This is a genomic window from Rhizobium sp. RHZ01 (assembly GCF_014851595.1).
In the GTDB taxonomy this organism is placed as follows: Bacteria; Pseudomonadota; Alphaproteobacteria; order Rhizobiales; family Rhizobiaceae; genus Rhizobium; species Rhizobium altiplani.
The window spans coordinates 90471-116222 of record NZ_JACUZZ010000015.1; the positions used below are offsets into that span (position 1 = coordinate 90471).

The window sequence follows — 25752 nt, forward strand, 5'->3', positions numbered from 1 at the left end:
CAGGCCTAGTTGAGGCCAGCCTAGTTGAGGCCGGCCTTGTCGAGGCCATAGGCCTTGTCGGCGGAGCCGGGCACTGCCTTGAAGGCGATGCTCGCGCGGTTCCAGGCATTGATGACCATGATCGAGAAGGTCAGGTCGGAGACTTCCTTTTCCGAGAGCTGACCACGGACCCGCTCGTAGAGTTCGTCGGGAATTCCGCCTTCCGGAAGTTTCGTGACGGCCTCGGTCCAGGCAAGAGCTGCCCGCTCGCGCGGAACGAAGAGGTTCGATTCACGCCAGATCGCGACATGATAGAGGCGCAGTTCGCTTTCGCCGTGGATCTTGGCTTCCTTGACATGCATGTCGAGGCAGAAGGCGCAACCGTTGATCTGGGAAGCCCGGATGTTCACGAGATCGCGGATTTTCTGCTCGATGGTGCTGTCCTTCAAGCTCATGCTGAGATCCGAGATCTTCTTGAAGAGTTCGGGGGAATGCTGTGCGTAGTTGAGGCGCTGCGACATGTCGGTCTCCTTAATTAAGGATATCATGTATCCTTATGGACATAAGATATCCGTAATTGCTGGACAGTAAAGCGCTTCCGACCTAGACTGCTGCATAAGGCTTATGTCGAAATGTATGGGGGACGAATGGACATCGTATCTGCACTGAGAGCCTTTCTAAGGGTTGCGGAAACGGGCTCCTTTTCTGCAGCGGCGATCGACCTTGACCTGACACAGCCGGCGGTCTCCCGGCAGGTCTCCGCTCTGGAAGGACATCTCAACACGCGCCTGCTGCATCGTAGCACGAGCGCACTTGCCCTGACGGTCGAGGGCGAGCAGATGATTGCGATGGCGCTGAAGGTGGTCGAAGCGGTGGACGCGCTCAACGAAGCGACCTGTGCCGAGGCCACCACGGTATCCGGTCGGGTGCGGCTCACCCTGCCCGCGCCGCTTGGTCTTTATGTCAGCGAGCGTCTTGCCGGTCTGCTCGATCGCCATGCCGGGCTTTCCGTCGAGTTGATTTTTCGCGAGGAGCCGTCCGACCTGATCGGCGATGGCATCGACCTTGAAGTGCGCCTCGGTCCCGTCTCTGACTGCAATCTGATGTGCCGGCGGATTGGATGGACGACCGCCTTTCTCGTTGCGGCACCGAACTATGTCGAACGACGAAGCATGCCCGAAACGCCCGACGACGTCGGCGGGCATGACTGCATCTGCTACAGCCGCGCCGGAGATTTGCGGTCGTGGACATTTTCCAATGGTTCCGACGAGACCTCGGTGCGCATCGCGCCACGCCTGATTGCCAACAATGCGGTCGCGGTGCATCGCGCGGTACTGGCCGGGGGCGGTCTTGCAGTGCTCTCGCACATCCTCGCCTGCCCCGACATCGAGGCCGGCAGGCTGATAAACGTGATGCCCGATTTTCCGCCGGCACGCCTGCCGATCAACGTCGTCTACCCATCGCGCAAGAACCTGCCGTTGCGGGTCCGCGCGGTCCTTGATTTCCTGGCGCAGACGGTGAGGGACGACCCGTTGATGGCCTCCTAGGATTTGCCGCGCGTCGTGGTCGAGGTCGTTGAAGTCGATGGCCTCTGCCGGTTCGGTCTCCAATGCGAAGTGAAGTGGGGTGATCTACGGCTGCCGGTGCTTTCGTCCTGACCGTGCCAGCGAGGATCATGCAGAAGGTCAAGGCGCGGCATCAATTGAGCTCAGGAATGCTAAGCCCGGCGTGAAGCGACGCGTGGGCATTCGTTCGGACGGAGATGTGTTTGAAGCTGGAATGCCCTGAGAACCCGAATTTTCGCGACACTAACGAGCCTTCCGGCCGGATGTGCGCCTGCTGCCGTAGACCACTGCCAGGCCAAAGCGCGACGGGGCACTGGCGCAAAGCGAGAAACGACGCTCGTTGGATGATAGTTCGTCAGACAGGAAACCGACAGCTTCCCAGTCGTATCGGTATCCCCGTCTCCCGCAACGGGTTACCAACAGAGGACATCTTCCATGAAACTGAAACTTATCGCCGCCATCGCTATCACATCCGCAACGCCGGCCCTGGCGCTCGCAAGCCCGAGCTGCACCGGTGAACCGAAGTCCAAATGGATGTCTGAAGAAGCCATGAAGACAAAGATCGACGCCATGGGCTACAAGGTCAAGACGTTCGAAATCACGGGCAACTGCTACGAAATCTACGGCAGGGACAAGAACGGCAGTCGGGCCGAGGTCTATTTCAACCCGGTTTCTGGTGCCATTGTCCAGAACGGAGACTGAGATGACGCGGGTCTCATCGATGACGGAGGGCTCAAGGCCCTCCACCACTGCCACGTGCACGATCCAGGTGTGGGATCCCGTCGTCCGGGCATTTCATTGGACGGTCGTCGTGGCATGCATGCTCAACCTCTTCATACTTGACGAGGGCAAGCACTGGCACCGTGTCACAGGATATGTCGTTGCCGCCGCGATTGTCGTCCGTACTGTCTGGGGCTTCGTCGGTACCGAACATTCTCGCTTCAGTGATTTCGTGCCAACGCCTTCGAAGGTGATGGCTCACATCGTGGACATCCGCGATCGGAATGAAAAGCGCTACATCGGCCACAACCCTTTAGCTTCGGTGATGATGCTCTGCCTGATGGCATTGCTGGCGGCTACGGCGCTGACGGGCTGGATGACGACGCTCGATGCCTTCTGGGGAGAAAAGTGGCTGGAGGAATTGCACGGCGCAATCGCCAACAGCATCATGGTCCTGGCGTTCATCCACGCCGGCGCCGCCGTTTTCGAAAGCTGGAGGCACCGGGAAAATCTCGTCTGGTCCATGGTTACTGGTCGGAAGAAGGCATGAGAATTCTGCTCATCGAGGACAGCGCACGTCTTCGCGAACTGCTTTGCGAGGCCATCAGACGCGTCGGTTGGAAAATCGACGCCTTCGCGACCGCGCAGGAGGGACGGCTCGCTGCTGAGGGCGCGGACTACGATCTTCTCCTTCTTGATCTCGGCCTGCCAGACGAGGACGGGATCGATCTTCTCATATCACTGCGAGGTGCAAAGGTTCAGACGCCCGTTCTCGTGCTGACGGCGCGCGGCGCGATCGACGAGCGTATCGCTGGCTTGGATGCAGGCGCGGATGACTACCTCGCGAAGCCCTTTCATAACGGAGAGCTGATCGCGCGCATTCGCGCTCTCATGCGGCGGGCTCCTGTCACCACGATGCCGACATTGGAATTCGCTAACATCCAATTCGATATCGCTTCGCGACGAGTAAGCTGCGCCGACGCAGAGATCGCACTAACCCCATCGGAGAAGGATCTACTCGAACTTCTGATGCGCAATGGCGGCAAGGTGGTCTCCAAAATCAAGATAGAGCACGCATTTTCAGAATACGGCGATGAAAGAAGCAGCAATGCTGTCGAACTGACGATCTCGAGGCTACGCAAGAAGCTCGAAAGACATCGGACGGGCTCGTCGATCGAAACTGTAAGAGGAGTCGGCTACATGATACGAGAGGAGCGCGCGTGAGCCGTTCACGTCCTACCCTCGGTGCAATCCTGACCAGACGGATTGCGTTCTTTGCAGTACTCGCAATGGTCCTGCAACTCTCCGTAATATTCTCCGACTATTATTGGAACGTTGGCGAGCTGTCGCGCCTGTTTGTTGAGCAGGAAACCGAGCGTCTAGCCTCCGGCATAACCGTGGATGGGAAAAGCGTCCGATACCAGCTTCCCGATAATGTCAGACATCGCTACCAAGAGCGATCATCGGGCTATGTCGCGAGGATACGCGATGCTACCGGCGCACTTGTGTTCGAGTCCTGCGACGATGCCTGTGAAAGCCGGTTTCTTCCAGCGGATGTAAACCCGCCGGATTTTTGGCTGAGGTCTCTAAAGCCAGGCAAGCCGTTATCACTGGTCGGCGGTCGCGCATTCGTGGTCGGAAATCAACGGTTCGTCGTCGACGTCGCAACGATCGACGATCCGCAAGACGTCGTCTCCTCCGTCTTCTGGAAGGAGGTGGTCGAACATATGCTGGTGCCGATGAGTATCTTGCTGGTCCTCGTTCTCGGTGCCACCCTGCTCTCCGTGCGACAGGCCCTGAAGCCGGTGCGTGCAGCAGCCAATGCCGCCGACAAGATTGATCCGATGGACGCAAATTCGCACCTGAGTTTCGACGAGATGCCGCGTGAGGTCGCCCATCTCGCCATCGCTATCAATCGCGCCTTCGAGCGCGTCGGCGAACTGATGACGTCACAGAAAGTTCTCACATCGGGCATCGCGCACGAAATTCGTACCCCACTTGCGGCAATCAAGCTTGAGCTGGGAAACATCGACCATCCGCGTGCCCGCAGGGCGGAAATCGATCTGGACGACCTCGTACGCTTCGTCGCTGAACTGACGACCCTCGCCCGACTTGATGGCTTCGACCACGGGACCTTTGAGGCCGTTGACCTCGTGATACTGTCGTCCTCCGTCGTCGAGCAACTCGCACCATGGGTCTATGAGAACAACCACTCTCTGGCGTTCTGTCCTCAAGTAGAAACCGCCATTGTCCAAGGGGCGCCCGCGCTACTGCGAGACGCCGTGCGTAATCTCGTCGAGAATGCAGTACGCCATACGCCGGCGGGCACTGATGTTCTTGTGAAGGTAGGCAGCAATATGGTCCGTGTCGAGGATCAGTATCCAGGTGGTATGTGTCGAGAAATCAGTGCGTCCGACAGCAATGGCAGCCTCGGCATCGGGTTGAAGATCGTCAGGCGGATTGCTGAATTGCACCGGGCCTCGCTTCACCAGTCCAAGTCCAGGCTGGGTCTTGCCTTCGAGATTAGTTTCGAAAGGAAGAGCGGGGGAAGGCACGCCCGAAATCGCCGGCCGGCGATGGGGTCGGGCGTAAGAAACTATGGTTTCCGGCCTTAACGAGGCAACGAGACCAATGTCTGGAGCAAGGCTTTCTCGTCCTTGCCAGAACGTGCAGCAATGTCGGTCACTGCCGCGTCGGGTACGGCCGCCGCAAAGCCCTGCCTCCCGCCAGAAGAAGCGAAGGCGAGAACCTGCTCGAACGGGCGGACGACGACCATTGGGTCGTCGCGATGATGTCGCCGCGAACGCTCGACTGGGCGACAAGAGAGCTTTTCTGTCCGCTTCGCCGGAAGCATGCGGCTCGACATGATGAGCGCTAATCGCCCCTTAAAACAGGCTCACGCCCAGCGGTTCTCGCCGGAGTTCTCAATCCGACTTGGGACCCCACCGACGCCGACGAAGAGCAAGGAAACTTTCCTGGAACGTGATACGATCACAGCCGTCAGGAAGGAGGCACTGTGATGAGCATCAAAACCGCTATGTGTGTCTTTGACGTCGATTGCTGGGACGAGGACGTCAAGTCGGCAATAGAGTTTTGCGAAACGCAGGGCGCTCATATGAGCGCCCTTGTGATCTGCATGGGGGGCATTCCATCGGTCGGCACCTATGAAGCGATATCGACGAGCTGGCTCGATGGCCAGGAAAGGGAAATCGGCCACCTCGCCGAGGAAACGAATGCGGTCATAGAGGTTCTAGAAAAAGCCAATCTGTCGTTTGATGTTAAGGAGATCTACACTGAGTTCGGATGGGCTGAGGAAGACATTGCTGAGCATGCGCTTTACGCCGATCTCGTCCTTGTTGGCGCGCAAGCCGCCGGCAATGAGGCCCTTCAAAGGCGTATCATCGATGGCACGTTGTTCCGGTCCCCGACACCGATCCTGATCAACCCCCGCAAGCAGGCTGTATGCTCGTTTCCGAAGTCGATCCTGCTCGCTTGGGACTCGAGCGACGAGGCAGCACGGGCCGCCCACCAGTCCATGGAATTCTTGCAGGGCTGTGATTCCGTGCATGTGACGATCGTGGCCCCCGCCGCGAGAAGTTTGGAGAAAGGCGAAGAGCCCGGATCTGACATCGCCACCTTCCTCACCCGCCACGGCGTGAAGGTGGTGGTTGACCAGGTGGCCACCGGCGGGCGGCGCGTGGACGAGGCCTTGCGACAACACGCGACGGACGTGACAGCCGACATGGTCGTCATGGGCGCCTACAACCACCCACGGATACAGCAGCGCCTGTTTGGAGGTGTGACCCGTTCGATGCTGAAAGAAAGCCGGATCCCGCTCTTCCTGTCGCGGTAATGTCGAAGGCTGGCGGCCCGGTTACGTGGCCTGGCCGGCAGATGGCCGTGCTGTGCCTGTGTCGGCGAAGGTTGTCCAGCACGTCCAAATCGGGCGCCACAGTCGCATCGATCGGTGTCAGGAAGTCCAGGAACTCGGTGGCAAGATGCCGCTTATGGCATGTGCCGAGACAATACCGGCGGCGACTTCGCAAGCTGTAAACAACGTCGTTGTGCCATGCCGAACATAAGAATGCATGCGCCGTTCATGGACGCCAGACCTCCTCGGCAACAGTGGCTGCGCGCGAGAGTGTGCTTGGATTTGGCTATTCTTGGCCATACTGGGAAACAGCGGCCGATTGTGTCGACCAGTCGCGTTTGCCATTGCTCAACCACCCATGAAGAGGCCGAGCAATGTAGCGTCAGATCCAAGATGACTAGGACACCGTCACAGGCTTCGACCGGAGCCGGCTGACCGTCGCCAGATCCGCCCGTCGGCAAAGTTGCGGAGGCAATCCTCTCATTATCAGTTCGGCATCGGCGACGGCCATGGAGCCCAGGGCATAGAAAGCATCGCGTGTTCCACCGGTGCGATGCGCCGAAAGAAGGATCCCCGGTACGGAACGCACGGGATCATTTGCAGGCACCGGCTCTTCGGGAAAGACATCGGTCGCGACACGGATGTGACCGGATTCGGCAGCTGCCAACATCGCAGGAAAGTCTACCACCGCGGCGCGGCTCATAAGAATGAAAGCAGCGCCTTTCCTCATCATTGCGAACTCTCGCCTGCCCAGAAATGATTGGTTTTCACTCGTCACGCTGGCAAAGACAAAAACCAGCTGGCTTTCTGTCAGCACTTCTTCCAAAGGCGTCGGAATGCCGTCTGCATTGGTGACGATCTCCCGAGGGAGCCACGGATCGAAAACCCGCACTGTGTTCTTGAACGGCCGGATCAGGTCTCTGAACTGTCGCCCAAGATCGCCGAACCCGATGATGCCGACCGGCGCTCCCGCGAACCTGAAGGTCGCGTGGTTACCAGCCAACCCATATTGTTCGACGCCTGCCCGGAAGTCTCGGTCCGCCTGAGTGATACCGCGCGCAAGATCGAGCCCCATGGCCAACGCCGCCTCGGCTACCGGGGGCGCGAAGGCTGCAGCTGGCGTGATGACCCAGATCCCTCGCTCCACGCAGGTCTTGTAGTCGATATTGGGCAAGAAGTTGGATTCGACGTTGATAATCGCCTTCAATTTCGTCGCTCGATCCAGGCGCTCCCTTGGCATGTCCGTTTGCCCGAAGATGAGCACGGCATCTGGCAGGAGCTCGTCTACGAGTGCCGACGGCATCGGTTTGTCCTCGGAAACGACGACCTCCCCTAGCCGCTCCAACCTCGCGCGGACGTCGGGCTCCATGATTAAGTCAAGGGTACGTGGCAATGGATCGACGATGACTACGGCGCGGCTCATGTTTCCTCCCATCGAATAAAGGATGGCTATAGTAGTGGAATGTTGAAAGAATCACAGCGTCGGGAACCAGTTCAGTCTCATGCAGCATCGCAGCGGCTGCCTGATAACTTTTTGGGGCTGCCTAAGGCCCCCTTCAGACCAGCAAGTTTTCCGGAATAGCTTCTTCATAAAATATCCTAAAGCTCTATCGCGCCTCGCGTCGTTAAAGTGCTAGCCTGCGGCAAAAGAAGAATGCCGGAGGATAGCATGACGAAGAAAACGCTTGGCGACTGGCAGGCTCTTGCCGAGAAAGAGCTGAAGGCTTCCCCCGACGCACTCGTCTGGCACACGCCCGAAGGGATAGACGTCAAGCCGCTCTATACCGAGGGCGATATAGAGGGTGCCGAGCACCTCGGGTCGCTGCCGGGTTTTGCACCCTTTACCCGCGGGCCGCGAGCCACGATGTATGTTGGCCGCCCCTGGACGATCCGGCAATATGCCGGTTTTTCCACGGCGGAAGCCTCCAACGCCTTCTACCGCAAGGCGCTCGCTGCCGGCCAGCAGGGCGTTTCCGTGGCCTTCGACCTGGCAACCCACCGCGGCTATGACAGCGATCATCCGCGCGTCGTCGGCGATGTCGGCAAGGCAGGAGTTGCGATCGACAGCGTCGAAGACATGAAGATCCTGTTCGATGGCATCCCGCTGGAGAAAATCTCGGTCTCGATGACGATGAACGGCGCCGTCATTCCGATACTTGCGAGCTTCATCGTTGCCGGCGAGGAACAGGGTGTGTCCCGGGCCGAGCTTTCGGGGACGATACAGAATGACATCCTCAAGGAGTTCATGGTCCGCAACACCTACATATATCCGCCGGAGCCCTCCATGCGCATCGTTGCGGATATCATCGAATACACGGCAAGGGAGATGCCGAAGTTCAACTCCATTTCGATCTCCGGCTATCACATGCAGGAGGCCGGCGCGACGCTTGTCCAGGAACTCGCCTTCACGCTTGCCGACGGGCGCGAATATGTTCGTGCCGCGCTCGCCAAGGGATTGAACGTCGATGATTTTGCCGGCCGCCTCTCCTTCTTCTTCGCCATCGGCATGAATTTCTTCATGGAGGCAGCGAAGCTGCGTGCTGCGCGCCTGCTCTGGACGCGCATCATGGAGGAGTTCGAGCCCAGGAAAGCGTCCTCCCTCATGCTGCGCACGCATTGCCAGACATCGGGCGTCTCGCTGCAGGAGCAGGATCCCTACAACAACATCATCCGCACCGCCTTCGAGGCAATGTCTGCGGTTCTGGGCGGCACTCAGTCGCTCCACACCAATTCCTTCGACGAGGCAATCGCCTTGCCGACGGAGTTTTCTGCCCGCATCGCCCGCAACACGCAGCTCATTCTTCAGCATGAGACGGGCGTAACCAATGTCGTTGATCCGCTTGCGGGCTCCTACTATGTCGAGAGCCTGACAAAGGCGCTTGCCGACAAGGCCTGGGCCCTGATCGAAGAGGTCGAGGCACTCGGCGGCATGACCAGGGCGGTGAACGAGGGATTGCCCAAGCGGCTCATCGAAGAAGCGGCGACGCGACGCCAGGCGGCGGTCGACAAGGGTGAAGAGGTCATCGTCGGCGTCAACAAATATCGTCTCGACACGGAAGAAGAGCTCGAGATCCTGGCGATCGACAATGCAGCCGTGCGCGCCGCCCAGATTGCGCGGATCGAAGACACGAAACGCCGCCGCGATGGCGTTACGGTACAAGCGGCCCTCAAGGTGCTTGAGGAGGTCGCAAGCAGCGGCAAGGGGAACCTGCTTGCGGCAGCCATCGAAGCGGCGCGCGCGCGGGCAACTGTTGGCGAGATCTCGGATGCCATGCGTCGGGCCTTCGGGGACCACGCAGCCGAGCCCGAGGTCATCAGGGACGTCTATGGTCAAGCCTACCGCAACGAGCCGGAGCTGGCAGTACTGAAGGACCGCATGGTCGAAGTCGGCAAGGTCCTCGGTCAGAGGCCGAGAATCATGGTTGCCAAGCTTGGCCAGGACGGTCATGACCGCGGCGCCAAGGTGATCGCCTCGGCGTTTGGCGATATTGGCTTTGATGTGCTGGCGGGCCCCCTCTTTCAGACGCCAAAGGAAGCCGCCGACCTCGCGGTCGCCAGCAAGGTACATGTGGTTGGCATGTCGTCGCTGGCGGCTGGCCACAAGACACTGGCACCGCAACTGGTTGACGAACTCAAGGCACAGGGCGCCGGCGATGTCATCGTCGTGGTGGGAGGGGTCGTTCCGCGGCAGGATTACCAGTACCTGATGGACCACGGGGTTGCGGCGGTCTTCGGCCCGGGCACGAACGTTCTCGATGCCGCAAATTCCGTGCTCGATCTGCTCGAGGGCAAACGGCGAAACCGCTAGATCGAGGCAGCGCGACGACGGCGTTTTTCGCCGTTGCCGGGCCCTCACGCAAGCTCGCAGGCCATCCTTCGGCGTTTGCGCGCGGCCAGAACGGGCGTTCATGCCCGATTGAAGGCGATTGAAGCTGGGAAATGGGTGGTTATGAAAATTAATTTCATGCTTGCAACTTTTCGCGGGATTCGTGTTGACGAGTTCGAAATTTTGTCCCAACTTGACGAAAATAAATTACGTGAATGGGAACGAGAAGAGCATGAAAGTGGGAATTATCGGGCTAGGTTTCAGGCTCGGCTATCTTGGCTACGTCTTCAAGTCCGTTGATGAAAGCTTCGAGATCGTGGGTTACGTCGACCCCGACCCGGCAGGTCTTCCGGGTCTTGTCGAAAAAGGAATCTCTGCCGGCACGGCCTATGCTTCCCCTGAGGAGCTGATCGCCAGGGAAAAGCTCGATCTCCTGATGATCGGTTCGCCGAACCACATGCATCTCGATCATATCAGGCTGGGTCTTGAAAGTGGCCTGAAGGTCTTCTGCGAAAAGCCGATCGTCACGACGGTCGCCGAGAGCATTGAGCTCGCCCGTCTGATGGCGAAGTTCGGTCATGAGCGACTGATGGTTGGTCTCGTCCTTCGCTATTCGCCCCTCTACAAGGACCTTCGCGCCATTCAGGCTGCAGGCAAGCTTGGACAGATCGTCTCGATCGAGGCCTCGGAGCATATCGAGCCCTACCACGGCGCTTTCTTCATGCGCGATTGGCGTCGCTACGAGCGTTATTCGGGCAGCTTCATGCTGGAAAAGTGCTGCCACGACCTTGATCTCTACAACGGCGTCGTCGGCGCTCGTCCGGAGCGCGTTGCAAGCTTCGGCGGCCGCAAGAGCTTCATTCCGGCCAACGATCCCGCACGCGAAGGCATCAACGACCTGGAGCTTTTTCACCGCAAGCCGAGCGGCTGGATGGGGTCCGACAAGGTTTTCGACAGTGACGGCGACATCATCGACTATCAGGTGGCGATCGTCGAATATGCCAATGGCGTCGGCATGAATTTCCATACCAACCTCAACGTTCCCGACCAGTTCCGCCGTTTTGCAATCATGGGATCGCGCGGCATGGCGGAGGGCGATTTCGTCCGCGGCTATCTCGACGTCCATGAGCAGTTGACGGGCAAGAAGGTGGTTGAGAACAAGTACGTGGCGACCGAGCTTTCGCAGCATTACGGTGCCGACGAACAGATGGCAGCGGATTTGCTCGACAGCGTGCGTACCGGTACCGAACTTCCTGTTTCGACACTCAACGCCCTTGAGGCCGGCATCCTTGCCCTATCGATGGACGAGGCAAGGATGAAAAAGGCGGTGATCGATCTGCGCCCGATTTGGGACAGGTTCGACGAAGCCCTGCACGCAAGAGCGGCTTGAGGAGGGCGGCAAGATGAGCGTCCAACGCAACGCAGTCATCTTTGCCTGGATACTTCTCCTTCCGGCAGTCCTCTATGTCGCAGTGATCGTCGCCTATCCGCTGGTCGACACATTCATCCTCTCGTTCACCGATGCGTCGCTGAAGAAGACGACGAACTGGGTCGGCTGGGTGAACTATAGCAAGATCTTCAATGCTACCTTCGCCGAAGTCATCATTCGCACCTTCATCTGGACGTTCTTTTCCGTCTCCATCAAGATGATCATCGGTGTGTTCGGCGCAACGATGCTGAATTCTGCGGTTCCCGGCAGGGCGCTCTTCCGCGTCCTGACCATGCCGCCATGGATTGTCCCAATGGCGATCGGCATCTTCATGTGGGGCTGGATGTACAACGGCCAGTTCGGGATGATTTCCGGCATGCTGCAGCGCTTCGGGCTGGTGGACGCGCCGGTCGCATTTCTCGCGCAGGGGTCCACGGCGTTCTGGGCGACGATCATCACCGATGTCTGGATCGGCGTTCCGCTGGTCACGCTTTATATGCTCGCGGCCATGCAGGCGATTCCGCAGGATCTCTATGAGGCCGCCTGGACCGACGGGGCCGGCCGTTTCTATCGCTTCCGGCGCATTACCCTGCCACTGATCGTCCCGTCGATGATCACCATGTCGATGCTGTCGCTGATCGCTACGTTCAACTCATTCGACATCATCTGGATCCTGACGCGTGGCGGCCCGAGCGGCGAAACGACGACGATGATCATCGACACCTATAAAACCGCGATCGGCTCGAACAAATACGGGGAAGGCGCCGCGCGCGCCGTGCTGATCTGCATCTTCCTGTCGATTTTCTGCGTCTGCTACTTCCGCGTGACCAGCCGCCTTACTTCCGGAGACAAGCGATGAAACAGCCGCATCTGCTGATCCATCGGTACAAATGGTATGAGATCATCGGCATCTATGCCGGCATCCTGGTGTTCCTTACCTTCGTGCTTGCGCCCTTCGTCGAGGGCTTCCTGGTATCGCTGAAGCCGCTCAGCCAGCTCTTTTCATCGCCTTACCGGTTCATCCCCGAGAACGGTTCGTTCGAGGCCTATCGGACCATGTGGGTAAGCGTGCCGGGCTTTGCGCGCTACATCTTCAATTCCTTCTTTATCTCGACCATCGTCACCGCCGTTGTCCTGGTGCTCGTCATCCCTGCCTCCTATGCGTTCGCGCGGTTTGAATTCAAAGGCGCCGGGCTGCTGCTCGGCGCGTTCCTGGCCGTCAACATGTTTTCGGGCGCGGTGCTGCTCATCCCGCTCTTCCGGCTGATGCGAACGCTCGGCCTGCTGAATACCTATTTCGCCATCATGGTTCCAGGCGTTGCCTTCCTGATCCCTTCGGCGATCTGGCTGCTCAGAACCTACATGATGCGCATTCCGCGGGAGCTGGACGAAGCCGCATTCGTCGACGGCGCCAGCCATTTCTATACCCTGCGCCGGGTCATCCTGCCAATCGCCATGCCGGGCATCATGGTAGTCGCGATCACCACCTTCATCGGCTCCTATGCCCAGCAGTTCATCTTCGCGCTCACCTTCAATTCCAAGAGTGAATTTGCGCCCTTGCCGGTCGGGCTCTTCGCCTATTTCGGCCGCCAGGAAGTCGTGTGGAATGAACTGATGGCTGCAAGTTTCGTCGGCATTGCGCCGGCCATGATCGTGATTTTCTTCCTTCAACGGTATCTCGTCAGCGGTCTGACCGCGGGCGCGGTGAAACAGTAAGTCAACCACCAGAGAAAAAACGGGAGCTAACAACGTGACAATTCAATTCAAGACCGGGCTGATGGCCCTTGCCCTGCTCGGCTCTACCGCGCTCGGCGCAATGACCGCGCACGCCGCTGACAAGGAGATCAGCTGGATCTATTGCGGCGACAAGATCGATCCGATCCACGAGAAATACATCAAGGAATGGGAAGGCAAGAACCCAGGCTGGAAGGTCACGCCTGAGGTTGTCGGCTGGGAACAGTGCCAGGACAAGGCCACGACGCTGGCTGCTGCCGGCACTCCGGTCGGCATGGCCTATGTCGGTTCGCGTACGCTGAAGGAATTCGCCCAGAACGATCTGATCGTTCCGGTGCCGATGACCGACGACGAGAAGAAGAGCTACTACCCGAACATCGTCGACACCGTCACCTTCGACAACAACCAGTGGGGCGTGCCGGTCGCCTTCTCTACCAAGGCACTCTACTGGAACAAGGACATCTTCAAGCAGGCCGGCCTCGACCCGGAGAACCCGCCGAAGACCTGGGCTGAGGAAATTGCCGCCGCCAAGCAGATCAAGGAAAAGACCGGCATTGCAGGCTACGGCCTCCCGGCGAAGACCTTCGACAACACCATGCATCAGTTCATGCATTGGGTTTACACCAACAACGGCAAGGTGATCGACGGCGATAAGATCGTCATGGACAGCCCGGAAGTCCTGGCCGCCCTGCAGGCCTACAAGGACATCACGCCCTACTCCGTCGAAGGCGCAACCGCCTACGAGCAGAACGAAATCCGCGCCATCTTCCTCGATGGCAAGGTCGGCATGATCCAGGCAGGTTCGGGTGCTGCTGCCCGCCTGAAGGACACCAAGATCAACTGGGGCGTCGCACCGCTGCCGCTCGGCCCGTCGGCCAAGGGTGAAGGCACGCTGCTCATCACCGACAGCCTGGCGGTCTTCAAGGGTACGGGTGTGGAAGACAAGGCGATCGAATTCGCCAAGTTCATCACCTCGCCGGGCCCGCAAGGCGAATACGAACTTCAGGGTGGTGCCGGCCTGACGCCGCTGCGTCCGTCGCCGAAGGTCGATGAGTTCGTCAAGGCTGATCCGTCATGGAAGCCGTTCATCGACGGTATCACTTTCGGCGGTCCCGAGCCGCTCTTCACCGACTACAAGGGCTTCCAGAATTCGATGATCGAAATGGTACAGTCTGTCGTGACGGGCAAGGCCGAGCCGGCCGATGCTCTCAAGAAGGCTGCTGGCGAGATCGAAGCGTTCAAGTAAGCCTTTGTCGGGATCGCGGGCGCAACAACCGCGATCCCTTTGACTATCGCATACAGTGCCGCAGCGGCGGTGACCGGAGACAAGTTTTGGGACAGCTTCTTCTCAACAAGGTTCAGAAGTTCTACGGCGACTTCGAGGTTCTCAAGGGTGTTCAGCTTGAGGTGAGGAACGGCGAGTTCGTAGTTTTCGTCGGGCCATCAGGCTGCGGCAAATCCACCTTGCTGCGCATGATTGCCGGCCTGGACGCAACCTCCGGCGGCGACATCGTCATCGACGGGCTGAGGGTCAACGACCTGCCGCCGGTCAAGCGCGGCATCGCCATGGTGTTCCAATCCTATGCCCTCTATCCGCACATGTCTGTGTTCGAGAATATCGCGTTCCCGCTGCGGGTGGAAAAAATGGAAGAGCAGAAGCTGAAGGCCAAGGTCGAGCATGCCGCGCGCATCCTCCACCTGGATCAGCGCCTGCAGCAGAAGCCGGGGATGCTTTCAGGCGGTCAGCGCCAGCGCGTCGCGATCGGCCGCGCGATCGTGCGCGAACCGAAGATATTCCTGTTTGACGAGCCACTCTCCAACCTCGACGCTGCCTTGCGCGCCGACATGCGCATCGAGCTTGCCAAACTGCACCGCCAGCTGAAGGCGACGATGATTTATGTCACGCACGACCAGATCGAGGCGATGACCATGGCGGACCGGATTGTGGTTTTGAATGCCGGCGAGATCGCCCAAACCGGCGCCCCGCTAGAACTCTACCACAAGCCTGCCAACATCTTTGTTGCCGCCTTCATCGGCAATCCGAAGATGAACTTCTTGCCCGTCACCTGTACAGGTGTCAGCGATGCCGGCATCGAAATCGACTACAAAGGACAGAAGGCGGTGATCCCTGTCACGCCAAGAGGCGGCGCTATTGGCAAACAGCTGACCCTGGGCGTACGTCCGGAGCATATCCAGATCGGGTCTGGCGACATCGCCTTCACCGTTACCCCGTCTGTCATCGAGCGCCTTGGCGCCCAGACGGTCGCCTATGCGTCGCTCGACGGCGAAAGCGAGAATTTCTGCGCGACGCTGCATGGGCGCGCCGCTGTTCACCCGGATCAGCCACTCGTCACCGGGATCAATGTTGCCGACTGCCATCTGTTCGATGAGGCGGGCATCGCGTTCGAGCGCCATGTGGAGCTGACGAGCATCGACATGAACCTCCTCAACCCCACGGCTGCGTGATCACCAACCCCGTGCTGGTGCTCCACCTCAGAAGAGAGGATAGAAGAGCCTGTTGGCCGGATAGGAATAAGCCCCCCGGTCCACGACCCCGAATCGATACATGCAGCTTCTCAGCGCTGTGATGTGCCAGGCATTTGTCGGATAGGGTGAGCCGCGATAGTTGGCTTCGGGCAAGCAATAGCGATAGATCCTGTCAAACCGCGAAAGCAGCACGGGATCGGAATCCATCCGTACGCCGTGAAAGGTCTGCCATTGCCAGGGCGGCTCGGCCGCCGATATTGCCAAAAGACTTGCTGCCATTCCCACTGCAACTAAGACTCTCATCGACGTGACCTCCCGCGTGCCTAACGCCCACACAAAAGAAGATGCTTTTCAATCGCGTAAGGTCAAGTGTCCGACACCAAAGGAAGGCGCGGGGTCCGACATCACAGGTCATGTTGCGGGGGGCTTGTCAATTTCAGCCAACCGAGAGCGTGCGTCGACCGAGGTGGGCATTCGTCAGGACACCGCGCTCTTTTTGGCACCTGACCACTAACAATTGGCGTCAGCGAGCAAGTCGCTGCGTGTAAGGCATCCCACTTATCTCTTGGCCTCAGTCTGCCGATTTCGACCACGATTGTCGCCGCCTTCTGATGAAGGGAGGATCGAGATGTAGAGCTCGTGTCAGTTCCAATTACAACGACGTAGCTCTTCAAAATCCGAGCACGTGGTGCCGAGTACGGCAAGGTCGGCGGGCCAAGGCGTCTAGTCAACGAACGGAGATCACATGAGAAGCCTTTACAGACATGTCGGAAAGATAGATCTCGAATACGCGGCCGGAGCCAAGGGCATGGTGGAGCGCGACGTTAACGACGGTTTGCGACCCTCGCCAAGAACGGCGAGCAATATGTCGGATGCCGAGATCGTCTGTCGAAAGATTTATGAAGAAACCCGCTCCTGTTACGACAAACTCAAGCCGGCTCTCGGATCGGCAGCGTTGGGCTTCCGAATTCTCTATGGTCCGCCGATGGTGCGTGCGCCGTACATGTTCCTGGGTTTTCAGCCCGGCGGGCGGCAAGACGAGAGCGATGAAGGTCAGCATGACGGTTGGCCGGATCAATCATGGCATGCAAATGCGTCGTCACCCCTGGCGAACCATCTTCGAGCCGTATTCGGGATCGAAACGGTAAAGCATACTGGGCTCAACATGGTCTTTTTCCGCGCTCCCAATATGAAAGCATGGGATTCTATCCCGTCGACGCTAAGGCGCGAACTGGAGCAATTTAGTCTCGAACGAGCGCAGCGGATTGTTGAAGTATTGGAGCCCCAGCACTTGGTCGTGATTGGCCTGCGAACCTTCAAGCAGCTAACAAACACAAACGGCGAAACCGCCTTGCTAGGGCAACGCTGCAATCGCCTTGTTGTGAAGGGAGAATTCGGGGGTATCCCCACATCGGGTATCGTCCACCTGAGCGGTGCGCGCGTTAGTCGGCAAGACCGCGAAAAGCTCAAAGAACATTTCAATCCAACGATTTCAAGCTGAGCCCGCGACAGGTACGTGCGGCCTGGGTATTCGCGTCAGGATGTGGCAAGGGATAGAACGTATGACTGACTGGTTCGAAAAGCTCACGGGATTCAGGGAGACCGGCTACGAAGAAACCCGTGCACGGCTCAAGATCGTTGACGGGAGACTGCACTCCCGGGTCAATAGCGCGAGTTATGCGACTGGCGACCTTGAACTGATTTCCCTTGAGGAGCTCCGCGAGAAGGCAAAATCTGGGGGCGGTTTGCCGGGTCGGATCCGAACGAATGTGGTGACCGGTGACATACGGAGCATGCACCGGTCCCTCGAAAATGCCGGCGCATTGTTCCAAGTTGCATCACAGTTCAATCTCCTCGAGATGGTGTCGCCAGAAGTGACCCCGGAACAGGGCATTACCCGATATCAAAGCGACCATACTCAAGGGCCAGCTTGCGCCATTGCGGCGGGCTCAGCGACCATTTACCGAAACTATTTCGTTCCTATCGAGGGTTGCGAGGGCCAGACCGCCACGAGGCAGCTCGACGGGCTCGCAGACCTTGGCGCGGCTTTGAGCAGCGGGATCAAACTACCTGTCAGCGATCTTTGGACCATGAAAAACGGTTACGCGCTGTGCAACAAGGCGGGACTTGATGCAATCACGCGGCATCTTAAATCGCTTGCTCCGGACGAGATCGACATTCTGCGTGGGAAGCTTCGCATTGGGCTACACAGAGATGTGGAAGCCACCGAAGCGGAGGGGCCGAAACGGCCGCAAGTCTCACAGGCGCTCTGTTCGGCGCTCCCCGTTGCCTATAGTCGCGTAGCGCCGCCTTTTTGGGAGTTGTTCGGATCGCTAGTCCTGGAGGCTGCATATGAGGCCACCATGTGGGCTGCGGTTTTGAACGCGCAACGCGGCGTTTCGAACGTAGTCTTCCTGACGCTTCTCGGCGGCGGCGCCTTCGGCAATCCCAGCAGTTGGATCCAGGCCGCCATACGGCGAGCCCTTTATTTGATGAAGACGTTCGACCTAGATGTGAAGCTTGTAATCTACGGGACACCCTCGAAGGAGATTCAGGCTATCTCTCAAGAGTTCTGCTGAGCGTGATTTTCGCCGCGCGACTTTAGCAGGCATGCAATCCGCAAATCCGCCCTCGAAACAGTTATGTTATCTGCCATGCCTTGGATGTAACCCATGGACTCCGCAAGCCGCCTCCTCGCTCCGGCCCTAGTTCTCATACATCTTTTTCTTTCACAGAGCTTTTTGGCGGTCAGGACACCGCCGGACGCTGGCGCGGCCGCGCCGAGGATCTGACACCTAAAGATCTAGCCCTCGCCGCGAGATTGAGGACCGCGAGCTGTCTTGTCAGCGCTCCAAAGTGGATCCCACCGCGCAAACCTCCACACGACCGAGGCTGATAGGGAAAGCACCCCAGGGCTCTACCAGACAAGACCGCGCGCAGCCACGTCTTCGACACGTGTGACCACGCCGTCACGATGAAACACCATCGTGTCGAAGAGATTGGAGACAACGCAGGTATGGTTCGGAATGATGCGGACCTTCTCGCCGATCTCAGGACGCTTGTTGCCGCATTTTGAAAGGTCGATGACGCCATGCTCCTCGGAGAGACCAGCAATCACCGCCTCGGGATAGCCGACGACTGTTCCGAAGTCGGAGAAGCCAAGCAGATCGGACGTAAGGGCCTTCGATCCGGCGTCAATGACGGCGCGATCTGCGGTCGGGCGCGACACGACGGTTGCCAGTACATGCATGGCGCAGTCGGCCTCGCTGCAGTGGCCGGCACGGACCATGGAGCGATCGTTGTAAATATAGGTGCCAGCGCGGTGCTCGGTCGCAGCGCTCACGAGATGCGCCTCAAACAGGCTTGGCGTGCCGCCGTTGCTGACAATTGGACAGGCAATGCCGTCAGCGTTCAAGAGCAGCAGTGCTTTGCCGAGGAACGCTTGCACAGCCTCGGCGGAAGCGGGCTTCGGGTAGTTGAGGAGGCCGCCGAAGGAAAGCCCTGGCGCGTCGTGAATGCGCTTGGCAAGGTTCTTGGCTTCTTCGGGCGTCTGGACACCGCAGCGCCCGCCACCAGTGTCGCATTCGACAAGAACGGTCAGCGGCTTGCGGGATTGAAAGGTAGAGGACAAGCCGTCGACCGTCACGGCGCTATCGGCAACGACCTTCAGAGCCGAGATCCTGTCGTTGAGCGCGACAAGGCGCTCGAGCTTTTGCGCGCCAAGGATATTGAAGGTGATCAGGATGTCTTCGAAGCCGGCCGCGGCGAACACTTCCGCCTCGCTGATCTTCTGACAATTGATGCCCTTGGCACCTGCCGCGATCTGCTCGGTGGCAAGCGCGGGGATCTTGTGCGTCTTGATGTGCGGACGGAAGTTTAGGCCGTGCCTGTCCATGTAGGCCTGCGTGCGGGCAATGTTTGCCGCCAGTCGCTCCTCATCGATGATCGGCCGCGGCGTTGAAAGGTCGGCGACCCTGTCGCCCGGCTTGGCGACGACGGCAAACGAATTCTGCTGCATGTGACGGCTCTCCGCGCTAGCGGCCGTGGGGATCTTCGACCATCGGCCAGATGTTCTTCGGCGCCCGACGATAAGGTGTCTTGGCCGGATTGTTGGGATAAGGCGTTCCGGCAGAGCAGTAAATGATCTCCGCAGCGATTTTGGAGAAGGATGCGTAGAAATGATTGGTCGATTTGATCACCAGGATTTTCCTGGACATCGGATCGATGCCCATGACCGAGAAAAGGCTTGGGTCGAAGCTCTGGGCGCGGGTCGAATTCAGAATGATATCGATGCCGTCGAGTACGATGTGCGCTGCATCGCCGAATGGCGCAAAGCTCTCGCCGAAACGCATCTCAGCATTCGTGACGAGCTTCACGACCTTGACGACGCCATCGACCGGGTTGCCGGTGCCGGGTGCGGACTTGGCACCAAAGCGCAGGGGAATTTCGGCCCCCTTTCCCGCCGCCATGCAGATCTGCACCGCCATCGGGTCCCAGATCGTGCCGATCGCAACATCTCTCACATCCCTTGCGAGGAGTTCCTGCAACAGGACGGTGGCATCGCCGGCAGTGCCGCCGCCCGGATTGTCCCAGACGTCGGCGACGACGACCGGCCAGGACGTTGCTGCCACTGCCTGCGTTACGGCCTCAATCTCGTCGATCTGCGGCATGATGAAGGTACCACGCTTCGAAAACAGCTCGAGGCCGAGTTCACGCGCCAAGGCTTCACCCTTCTCCGGTTTGTCGTCGGTGACGACAAGCAGCTTCGTACCCATTTCCGGCACGTCGCCTGCCATGAAGCCGTGAATGACCGAGATCGAGAGGATATCAGCGTCCTCCTTCTCAAGCCGCATGATCTTGTCGACAAAGGAGCGCATCGGATCGCGCGAGGTGGGAAAGACATCGATCATCCGGCAGTCGAAGACGGACATGACCGGTTTTGATCGACCCTCCAGCGTCTGGCTGGCAATGCGCCATAAATCCTCCGCGCGATCGACGAAATCGGTGTGCGGGAACTCCTTGAAGTAGACAAAGAAGTCGGCGGCCTGCAGCCTTCTGGCTGTAAGATGACTGTGCGGATCGAGTTCGGCGCAGACAAGGACATCAGGCCCGACAATCGCGCGTACACGCGCCAGTATGTCGCCCTCAGTATCCTCGTAGCCGGCTGCGACCATGGCGCCGTGCAGGCCGAGGATAACGGCGTCGACCGGCATCGCGGCCTCAAGCTGGGTCAGCACCTCATCGCGAAGCCCCTCATAGGTCGAGCGGTTTACCAGTCCGGCCGGGTCCGCCCACGCCGCCGTACCCTCGATCAGCTCCCATCCCTTCTCGGCGCAAACACGCCGCCCTACGGTGATTGGCGCCGTGCAGAGGGTCGGGGTTTCCGGGTGCTGCCCTGGAGGCGCATAAAGGGACGCCTCGAACGCCCGCCGATCGACGCAGATCGGGGAAAACGTATTGGTCTCGGTTGCGAGCGCCGCCGTAAAAATGCGCAAGGGTTTGCCTTTGTGTTGATCAGCCCATCGGGTTCGGCAGGTAGCCGGTGAAGCCGCATATCTTCCAGCGGCCTTCATGCAGGCGGCAATAATAGAGCGTCTGCCACTGCATCACATCACGCGTACCATCGGCCTTGGTAAGGCCGCCATCGAACTTCTTGCGCACCAGCGCCATTTCACCTTCGATCTCGATGTCCTCAAGCGTGGTGGTCGTGAAGATGGCGCTACGGGTGTCCTCAGAGAAGGACTGTGTTGCAAAGTCTCGTGCCTGACGCAGCCACTCGTCACGGTAGGCCGACAAAGTCGGAAACGCCAGGCGCCACTTGTCGGGGCTGACTTGCTTGCGTCCGTCGATGCCGAGGAAGCCTTCCTCGACGAAATCATGCTCGACCATCGACCAGTCGGCAGCCAGGAATGCATCGATATCGCGCGCTACCAGCATCTCCCAGATCGAGTGGCGGGCAGCGTCCGAAGCAGGAAACGGATTTTTGAAAGGATCGCGCATTATCTCCCCCGCATTGAAATTCTTTTCATGAACGCTGTTTTTCGCTGGTCAAATTCCGCTTTCTATGGTGACTTGTCAACTTAATACGAAAATAATTTGCAAGGATCGACCAATGTCCATCAAGCGTTATGGCACGGTTCAAAAAGGTGCCGGCGGCAAGCCCCTCCCCTTTGCCCGCGCCGTCGAAGCAGACGGATGGCTCTATGTTTCCGGCCAGGTTGCCATGGACAATGGCGAGATCATTGATGGAAACATCGTCGCGCAGACGCACAAGACGATCGAGAACGTGATCGCTGTTCTCAACGAAGCCGGCTACGGCGTCGAGCATGTGGTGCGGTGCGGCGTCTGGCTCGACGACCCTCGCGACTTTTGGACCTTCAACGCCATCTATCAGCAATATTTCGGCGACCACCCGCCGGCGCGCGCCTGCGTCCAGTCATCAATGATGGTCGACTGCAAGGTTGAAATCGACTGCGTAGCGTATAAGCCGAAGGATCAATAGCGCAAACGACGGGAGAGCTCGGTTGGACATTTTCTCTACATTGCAGGAAGAGAAGCCCCGGCTTTCGCCCTCGGAAAACCGTATCGCGGATATCCTTCTCAATGACTTCGAGTTCGCGGTGAACGCCTCGATCATCGAGCTTGCCGAAAAGGCCGACGTATCGCCGCCGACGGTCACGCGTTTCTGCCGGCGGCTTGGCTGTGAAAGCTTCTCCGATTTCAAGGTCCAGCTTGCCCGAACAGCCTATGTCGGGATGCGGTACCTGAAACCTGAGCCGAAAAGCACTAATCCGGGCGATGTCGCGCAAGACATCATAACAAAGGCGCAGAACGCTCTCTTCCTGCTTCATCGTTCACTTGATCTTGCTGCCATCGAGCTTGCCGCCGGGCGACTTGCACGCGCCGACATGATTTATGCCTTCGGCTCTGGTGGCAATTCATCAATGATTGCCAGTGAATTGCAAAACCGCCTGTTTCGCTTCGGCCTGCATGTCACCGCAAGCTCCGATCACGGCATGCAATTGATGATGGCCGCCGCCGCCAAGCAGAACGACGTGCTGATCGGCTCGTCCTTCACCGGACGCAACACCGAGCTCGTGCGTGCCTTCGCTCTTGCGCGCGAGTCGAAGGTGACGACGATCGCGCTCACCCAGAGCAATAGCCCGGTCGCGCAAGCAGCCGAAATCGTCGTGCCGATCGATCTGCAAGAGGGCAACAATATCTTCCGGCCCACCTCGACCCGCATCGCCTATCTGGCGGCGGTCGATATTCTCGCCAGCCTCGTTGCCTATGCCATCCAGCCAAAGGCGGCAGTAGCGCTGCGCCGCATCAAGCAGCAGCTCGTTGCCCACCGCGATGGTGATGACCGGCAACTGCTCGGGGACTGACCATTCCATGCCAAAGAGGGGTAGAGAATGACAAAGACGGTAGCAATCGTGACCGGTGCTGCGGGTGATATAGGCCGTGCGATTGCCGAGCGGCTTGCCGAGGATCACGATGCCATCCTGATGGTCGACATCGACTTTGCCGCCGCCGAGAGGGCCGCCCATGCGCTGGGCGCGGCCGAACGCTTCATCGCCTGTGGCTGTGATGTAACGGACGAGGCAAGTGTTGCCGAGATGGCGAAGCGTGCCGAAACGCTTGGTGCGGTCAGGACGCTGGTCAACAATGCCGGTGCTGCGCGCGCCGTCAGCCTGCACGATACCACTGCGGAAATCTGGCGGATGGACAATGCCCTCAATCTCGAGGCGGCGTTCCTCTGCTTCCGCGCCGTCGAGGGACAGCTCGAAGCGACGAAGGGCTCGGTGGTCAACATTGCATCCGTCAACGGCATGAACGTCTTCGGCCATCCTGCCTATAGCGCAGCGAAAGCCGGACTGCTGCATCTGACCAAACTGATTGCCGTGGAATATGGAAAGCTCGGGATCCGCTCGAATGCGGTTGCGCCCGGCACCGTGCGTACGCAGGCCTGGGAGGCGCGCGCTGCCGCCAATCCCAATGTCTTTGAGGAAGCGCGCCGCTGGTACCCGCTGCAGCGGGTTGTCGATCCCCGGGATGTCGCCAATGCCGTTGCATTTCTGGCTGGCCCGCAGGCGGCTGCCATCACCGGCGTCTGCCTGCCGGTGGACTGCGGCCTCACCGCCGGTCAGGCGGAACTTGCCCGTACCTTTTCGCAATCCGAGCACTACTGAAAGACATAGCAAGAGAGGAACAGATATGACTGTGGCGCCCTACCGCCTGGAGAGTTCGTGGCAGCCGGATGGTGGCCCGAACGGCCGCTTTACCTTTTCCCTTTTCAATCTTTCCGATGTTGCGCTTTCCGGCTTCACGCTGGTCTACACCTCGCTGACGCGTGTCATCGATGCCAAGGCCTGCGAAAATGCCACCTTTGTGCGCCGCAATGCCAATTTTCACGAGTTTGCACCGCCAACCGACTTCGTCCTCGAACCGGGCAAGAGCTGGACTTTCACCGTCAGTGGCCTGCACAGGCCCGCGCGCCACTGCACCGATGGCGCCAAGTCCGCCTATGTGACGCTGGCTGATCGCAGGCATGTCACGGTTTCCGTCTCCGATCTGCTGCTTGAAGGTCGCGTCAATGAACCGCCGCCGATGCTTCTCCCGGAAGGCAGGCTCACGCTTCCATTCTCGTTGCAGCCATGGCCGGCAGAAATCGACGCCAGGCCCGGCGATGGCTTTCCTGTCGTTCTCTATCCCGCCGAAGGATCCTCGGCTGACGACGTGCGCGCCGTCGCAACTGCCCTTTCGCTCTTCCGGCGCCTCTTTGAGAGCGACCACGCACCCTTCAATCTCGTGGCCTCGCCGCAGGGCCGGGCCCTGCAGTTTTCGGTTGATCCGACGATAGCTCCGGAAGGCTACAAGCTTGCCTTCTCGCCCGCGACGATCACGCTATCCTTTGCCGATGCTGCCGGACGTCAATACGGGCTGACTTCGCTCTCGCAACTCCTGCATGGCGCCCGCAGCCATCCACAGACGTTCCGCTTTCCCGTCTCCGGGACAATTTCCGACAAGCCGCGATACGGTTGGCGGGGGTGCCATCTCGACGTTTCGCGGCAGTTCTATCCGGTCGCCGATATCAACCGCCTGATCGACATCCTTGCCTGGCTGAAGGTCAACATCTTCCATTGGCATCTGACTGACGACGAGGCATGGCGGCTTGAGATCAAGGCCTATCCGGAACTGACGACGACAGGCGTCTTGCGGGGGCCGGATGAGCCGCTCCTGCCTCAACTCGGCAACAGTGCCGAACCGGTTGGCGGCTTTTATTCCCAGGAGGACGTTCGCGACATTGTCGCTCACGCTGCAAGCTTGAACGTCGAGATCATCCCCGAAATCGATATTCCGGGCCACAGCACGGCCACCTTGACGGCGCTGCCTGATCTGTCCGACGGACAGGAGGCGCCGGAGAGCTATCACTCCGTGCAGGGCTATCCGAACAACGCGCTCAATCCAGCCGTGCCCGGGACCTACGAATTCCTCGAGAACGTGCTCGACGAGATGGTCGAGCTTTTCCCCTCCTCCTATCTCCACATCGGTGGTGACGAGGTGGCGAACGGCTCGTGGCTTGCCTCCCCGCTTGCCAAGGCGCTGATGGAGAAGGAAGGGATTTCAGGAACGTTTGCGCTACAGTCCTATTTCCTCAAGCGCGTGAAGGACATGCTGAGCGCGCGTGGTCGCAAGTTGGCCGGTTGGAACGAAGTGGCCCATGGCGGCGGTGTCGCCGCAGCAGACACGTTGCTGATGGCTTGGGAGAACCCGCAGGTCGGGATCGATCTCGCCAGACAAGGCTACGAGGTCGTCATGACCCCTGGCCAGGCCTACTATCTCGACATGGTGCAAGCGGAGGCCTTTCAGGAGCCCGGTGCAAGCTGGGCCGGGACAGTGCCGCCGGCCCACACCTATGCCTATGAGGCAGAAGGTGAATTTCCGGAGGAACTGAAGGACAGGATGAAGGGCGTTCAGGCCTGTATCTGGTCGGAACACTTTCTGTCGCGCGGCTATTTCAACCGGCTGGTCTTCCCACGGTTGCCGGCAATTGCCGAGGCCGCGTGGACGCCGCGGGCGATGAAGGACTGGCATCGCTTCGCCGCGATCGTTCCCCTTAGCCCAAAACTGTGAGGCC

Annotated in this window: 25 protein-coding genes and 1 pseudogene; 18 read left to right on the forward strand and 8 right to left on the reverse strand. The window is 59.2% G+C overall.

The genetic code is table 11. The features are described from left to right. Window positions 1–20: 20 nt before the first annotated feature. Complete coding sequence (locus tag IB248_RS16910) at window positions 21–500, reverse strand: carboxymuconolactone decarboxylase family protein (RefSeq protein ID WP_018858418.1); 480 nt, start codon at window positions 498–500, stop codon at window positions 21–23. A gap of 126 nt (window positions 501–626) precedes the next feature. On the opposite strand from IB248_RS16910, the gene IB248_RS16915 reads away from it, so the two are divergent. The 5 genes from IB248_RS16915 to IB248_RS16935 all read left to right on the forward strand — a co-directional run bounded on the left by IB248_RS16915 (window position 627) and on the right by IB248_RS16935 (window position 4879). After that, entirely contained in the window at window positions 627–1526 is a 900-nt protein-coding gene (locus IB248_RS16915) for a LysR family transcriptional regulator (RefSeq protein WP_192241293.1), read from the forward strand. A gap of 453 nt (window positions 1527–1979) precedes the next feature. Continuing rightward, a complete protein-coding gene (locus IB248_RS16920) occupies window positions 1980–2246 on the forward strand; it encodes a PepSY domain-containing protein (protein ID WP_192241294.1) in 267 nt (88 codons plus the stop codon). 1 nt (window position 2247) lies between these two features. After that, window positions 2248–2814 (forward strand): cytochrome b/b6 domain-containing protein, encoded by a 567-nt coding sequence (locus IB248_RS16925; RefSeq protein WP_192241295.1) that lies wholly within the window; start codon window positions 2248–2250, stop codon window positions 2812–2814. After that, window positions 2811–3488 (forward strand): response regulator transcription factor, encoded by a 678-nt coding sequence (locus tag IB248_RS16930; protein ID WP_192241296.1) that lies wholly within the window; start codon window positions 2811–2813, stop codon window positions 3486–3488. Before IB248_RS16925 ends, IB248_RS16930 begins: the two co-directional genes overlap by 4 nt. Continuing rightward, window positions 3485–4879 (forward strand): ATP-binding protein, encoded by a 1395-nt coding sequence (locus IB248_RS16935; protein ID WP_192241297.1) that lies wholly within the window; start codon window positions 3485–3487, stop codon window positions 4877–4879. The genes IB248_RS16930 and IB248_RS16935 overlap by 4 nt, the downstream gene beginning before the upstream one ends. On the opposite strand, the gene IB248_RS31345 is transcribed toward IB248_RS16935, so the two are convergent. Further along, a complete protein-coding gene (locus IB248_RS31345) occupies window positions 4876–5130 on the reverse strand; it encodes a hypothetical protein (protein ID WP_169683449.1) in 255 nt (84 codons plus the stop codon). The two genes, IB248_RS16935 and IB248_RS31345, sit on opposite strands and share 4 nt — an antisense overlap. A gap of 153 nt (window positions 5131–5283) precedes the next feature. Here IB248_RS31345 and IB248_RS16940 point away from each other — a divergent pair, with 153 nt between their 5' ends. After that, entirely contained in the window at window positions 5284–6117 is an 834-nt protein-coding gene (locus IB248_RS16940) for a universal stress protein (RefSeq protein ID WP_192241298.1), read from the forward strand. A 97-nt stretch (window positions 6118–6214) separates the two neighbouring features. Here IB248_RS16940 and IB248_RS31790 read toward each other — a convergent pair. After that, a pseudogene (locus IB248_RS31790) lies at window positions 6215–6456 on the reverse strand (IS630 family transposase); the annotation flags it as partial. 76 nt (window positions 6457–6532) lie between these two features. Next, on the reverse strand, window positions 6533–7558 hold the full coding sequence (locus IB248_RS16945) for a hydroxyacid dehydrogenase (RefSeq protein WP_192241299.1): 1026 nt from the start codon (window positions 7556–7558) through the stop codon (window positions 6533–6535). Window positions 7559–7804: 246 nt separating this feature from the next. Between IB248_RS16945 and scpA the strand changes: the two genes are divergently transcribed. The 6 genes from scpA to ugpC all read left to right on the forward strand — a co-directional run bounded on the left by scpA (window position 7805) and on the right by ugpC (window position 15590). Next, window positions 7805–9943: a methylmalonyl-CoA mutase gene (gene scpA, locus IB248_RS16950; RefSeq protein ID WP_192241300.1), complete on the forward strand. Its 2139-nt coding sequence runs from the start codon at window positions 7805–7807 to the stop codon at window positions 9941–9943. 250 nt (window positions 9944–10193) lie between these two features. Continuing rightward, window positions 10194–11351: a Gfo/Idh/MocA family oxidoreductase gene (locus IB248_RS16955; RefSeq protein WP_025661283.1), complete on the forward strand. Its 1158-nt coding sequence runs from the start codon at window positions 10194–10196 to the stop codon at window positions 11349–11351. A 13-nt stretch (window positions 11352–11364) separates the two neighbouring features. Then, window positions 11365–12249, forward strand: a complete 885-nt coding sequence (locus tag IB248_RS16960) for a sugar ABC transporter permease (protein WP_018858423.1) — start codon at window positions 11365–11367, stop codon at window positions 12247–12249. Next, a complete protein-coding gene (locus IB248_RS16965; RefSeq protein WP_018858424.1) occupies window positions 12246–13106 on the forward strand; it encodes a carbohydrate ABC transporter permease in 861 nt (286 codons plus the stop codon). The genes IB248_RS16960 and IB248_RS16965 overlap by 4 nt, the downstream gene beginning before the upstream one ends. Window positions 13107–13140: 34 nt before the next feature. After that, complete coding sequence (locus tag IB248_RS16970; RefSeq protein ID WP_025661280.1) at window positions 13141–14370, forward strand: ABC transporter substrate-binding protein; 1230 nt, start codon at window positions 13141–13143, stop codon at window positions 14368–14370. An 86-nt stretch (window positions 14371–14456) separates the two neighbouring features. Beyond that, window positions 14457–15590 (forward strand): sn-glycerol-3-phosphate ABC transporter ATP-binding protein UgpC, encoded by a 1134-nt coding sequence (gene ugpC, locus IB248_RS16975; protein ID WP_192241301.1) that lies wholly within the window; start codon window positions 14457–14459, stop codon window positions 15588–15590. 27 nt (window positions 15591–15617) lie between these two features. Here the strand turns inward: ugpC and IB248_RS16980 are convergent, their stop codons facing one another. After that, window positions 15618–15914 (reverse strand): hypothetical protein, encoded by a 297-nt coding sequence (locus tag IB248_RS16980; RefSeq protein ID WP_192241302.1) that lies wholly within the window; start codon window positions 15912–15914, stop codon window positions 15618–15620. Window positions 15915–16356: 442 nt separating this feature from the next. Between IB248_RS16980 and IB248_RS16985 the strand changes: the two genes are divergently transcribed. Beyond that, the gene (locus IB248_RS16985) at window positions 16357–17112 is read left to right on the forward strand and encodes a hypothetical protein (RefSeq protein WP_192241303.1); all 756 of its coding nucleotides are present in this window, start codon (window positions 16357–16359) and stop codon (window positions 17110–17112) included. Beyond that, a complete protein-coding gene (locus tag IB248_RS16990; RefSeq protein ID WP_348648604.1) occupies window positions 17045–18190 on the forward strand; it encodes a hypothetical protein in 1146 nt (381 codons plus the stop codon). The genes IB248_RS16985 and IB248_RS16990 overlap by 68 nt, the downstream gene beginning before the upstream one ends. Window positions 18191–18528: 338 nt before the next feature. On the opposite strand, the gene IB248_RS16995 is transcribed toward IB248_RS16990, so the two are convergent. The 3 genes from IB248_RS16995 to IB248_RS17005 are packed head-to-tail and all read right to left on the reverse strand — an operon-like array spanning window position 18529 to window position 21611. Beyond that, window positions 18529–19629 (reverse strand): D-TA family PLP-dependent enzyme, encoded by a 1101-nt coding sequence (locus IB248_RS16995; protein ID WP_192241304.1) that lies wholly within the window; start codon window positions 19627–19629, stop codon window positions 18529–18531. Window positions 19630–19645: 16 nt separating this feature from the next. Further along, complete coding sequence (locus tag IB248_RS17000) at window positions 19646–21106, reverse strand: M81 family metallopeptidase (RefSeq protein ID WP_192241305.1); 1461 nt, start codon at window positions 21104–21106, stop codon at window positions 19646–19648. Window positions 21107–21125: 19 nt separating this feature from the next. Then, a complete protein-coding gene (locus IB248_RS17005; RefSeq protein WP_062376155.1) occupies window positions 21126–21611 on the reverse strand; it encodes a hypothetical protein in 486 nt (161 codons plus the stop codon). Window positions 21612–21723: 112 nt separating this feature from the next. Between IB248_RS17005 and IB248_RS17010 the strand changes: the two genes are divergently transcribed. Genes IB248_RS17010 through IB248_RS17025 form a run of 4 tightly spaced genes read left to right on the forward strand, consistent with a single transcriptional unit; the run spans window position 21724 to window position 25748 of the window. Then, window positions 21724–22113 carry a RidA family protein gene (locus IB248_RS17010; protein ID WP_192241306.1) on the forward strand — a complete coding sequence of 130 codons (390 nt, stop codon included), beginning with the start codon at window positions 21724–21726 and terminating at the stop codon, window positions 22111–22113. A gap of 22 nt (window positions 22114–22135) precedes the next feature. Then, the gene (locus IB248_RS17015) at window positions 22136–22999 is read left to right on the forward strand and encodes a MurR/RpiR family transcriptional regulator (RefSeq protein ID WP_025661273.1); all 864 of its coding nucleotides are present in this window, start codon (window positions 22136–22138) and stop codon (window positions 22997–22999) included. Window positions 23000–23026: 27 nt separating this feature from the next. Continuing rightward, window positions 23027–23803: an SDR family oxidoreductase gene (locus IB248_RS17020; RefSeq protein ID WP_192241307.1), complete on the forward strand. Its 777-nt coding sequence runs from the start codon at window positions 23027–23029 to the stop codon at window positions 23801–23803. A 25-nt stretch (window positions 23804–23828) separates the two neighbouring features. Next, window positions 23829–25748, forward strand: a complete 1920-nt coding sequence (locus IB248_RS17025; protein WP_192241308.1) for a beta-N-acetylhexosaminidase — start codon at window positions 23829–23831, stop codon at window positions 25746–25748. The last annotated feature ends 4 nt before the right edge of the window (window positions 25749–25752 follow it).